The organism is Elusimicrobia bacterium HGW-Elusimicrobia-1 (assembly GCA_002841695.1).
Classification (GTDB): Bacteria; Elusimicrobiota; Endomicrobiia; order PHAN01; family PHAN01; genus PHAN01.
The window spans coordinates 53,802-55,449 of the sequence record PHAN01000021.1 but is presented as its reverse complement, the minus strand read 5'-3'; the positions used below and the strand labels follow the sequence as shown (position 1 = coordinate 55,449).

The following is a 1,648-nucleotide window of genomic DNA, read 5'->3' as shown; positions in this document are numbered from 1 at the left end:
GGGGCTCGCAATGACAATAGCGGTTTCGTCCTCCGTCGCGTCGCCGTCCTTGTCTTTTTCTCTTTACTCTTCACCCTTCCCGCTTCCCGACTTTGGGCCTCATCCCAAATAACCCACACATCCAAAACCGACTGGCAAAGCGGCGTTTTAGTAAACGCTACTTGGTATCCCGAAACCCAACTACAACTCGATTGGCAGGGCTCGTCTTTTACCACGCCCGGTCATTCGCCGTCAGAAATGTGGCTTGCCGGCTGGAAGTATCGAAGAAAAATCACAATCAACAACTCCCTCGCCTACGGCCTTTCGGATTATCAGGTATGGATACCTACGAGCGCGTTTGGTTCCGCGTGGACGTTAATCCGCTCATCAGCACAGTCAACAATGGCCGATTTTCGTTTCACTCCATCAACCGCAACGACGACAGTACCTTACTGGATTGACGACAACACCACAACGCCAAAGGGCTTTTGGGTGAAAATCTCCACACTCCCGGCGGGCAATAACACGATTTATATGTATTATGGCAATGCCAGCGCCAGTGTAGCACAGAGTGGGGATAATACTTTTGAATTTTTTGATGATTTTCTCGGTAGTTCGCTTGATGCAAGTAAATGGACAGCAACGGGAACGGGGATATCAGTAGCAGATGGCATACTAACAATAAGTGTTCCTTCGCCAAGTTGGGGACATCATGTTGTATCCAATTCAACGTTTTCAAATAACAAAATTATTGAAACGAAGGGAACGATGAATACTGGGGCGACAGGCACGATAGAACTCATGGTCGGGTATGGAGATTGGGGAACAGATACAGTAACGTGGAGCATTGGAGGAGAAATCTCAACGGCAGATGCTCAACAGTGGCAGGCAAGATATAATGTATATAACTCAGCAACTGGAACTGCTATTTCAGCAGTGAGTATGACATACAATACTTATGACATACTGTCCATGGCTGTATTGCCATCAGCAGCATATTTTTATAAAAATGGGACCTACTTTGCGAGCAGTTCTGTAAACAGCATAAATAATAAAAAAATAACAATCGCAAATACTGCACAGGATGCTAAAGTTGACTGGATACGTATACGCCACTACGCCCCCACAGAACCCACAATATCGTCGGTCTCCTCCGAAGAAGGCGCGTTTTTTTCAACGGGAACCTATCGCTCCGCCGTCATAGACACCGCCTCAAAAATCGTCGTATCAAGCGTCTCATGGAACCCCTCCTCGCAACCCGCGGGCACAAACATTGCCGTCGGAATCCGCGTATCGTCTTATCCGTTTTCGATAAACTCATCAACCCCGTCTTGGCTCACAGTATCAAACGGCCAAACTCTGAATTGGCACGGCCGTTACATTCAATATCAAAGCACATTTACGACGACAAACTCAACGACGACACCCCGCCTTGAAGACATTTCGATAACTTACAGAGTAAAACCCTGGCAGGAAAAATCTGTAACGCGAACAAACCCCAATTCTTATGGCTTCGGCGGAGGAGAAAACTGGATATGGCAAGTCCCCGTAAAATCCGGCTCCGCTCTGACGATAACCGCCTACATCCGTTACAACACCGAATACGGCGGCTCCACGACAAAGCCGAAACTCACGCTTTCGGGCGCAGGCATTTCTCCGACGAGTATCT

The 1,648-nt window shown here is 47.9% G+C and carries 1 protein-coding gene; it reads left to right on the top strand.

Going from position 1 to position 1,648, the window contains the following annotated elements:
• Positions 1-237: 237 nt before the first annotated feature.
• Positions 238-1,648: hypothetical protein (locus tag CVU77_08865; GenBank protein PKN00757.1), on the top strand; the 1,411-nt coding region annotated here is incomplete at its 3' end.